This window comes from Mesorhizobium sp. GbtcB19 (assembly GCF_019091085.1).
Lineage (GTDB): Bacteria > Pseudomonadota > Alphaproteobacteria > Rhizobiales > Rhizobiaceae > Mesorhizobium.
Genome location: NZ_JAGXJY010000659.1, coordinates 1 through 228, shown reverse-complemented (window position 1 = coordinate 228; position 228 = coordinate 1). Strand labels below are relative to the sequence as shown.

At 69.3% G+C, this 228-nt stretch carries 1 protein-coding gene; it reads right to left on the bottom strand.

From position 1 onward, the window contains the following. Positions 1–228: hypothetical protein (locus KVT37_RS33320; RefSeq protein ID WP_217579129.1), on the bottom strand; the 228-nt coding region annotated here is incomplete at both ends.

Sequence of the window (228 nt, the reverse complement as noted above, 5' to 3'; positions counted from 1 at the left end):
CGAGATCAGCGAGCGGCCACGGCCCGCGCCCGCCATGAACTCGGCCGGCAGCCGGGTCGCCAGCAGCACCGAACCGGCGAAGAAGGCAATACCGGCCAACAATGTGATCCAGCGGTAATCGTGCGCCTTGCGCAGCAGCCAGAGATAGGTCGGCACCCAGGCGGGCAGGTCGTCCTCGTTATGGCTGCCGGCGCGCACCAGCCAGGCGCCCATCAGCGGGGGGAGTCT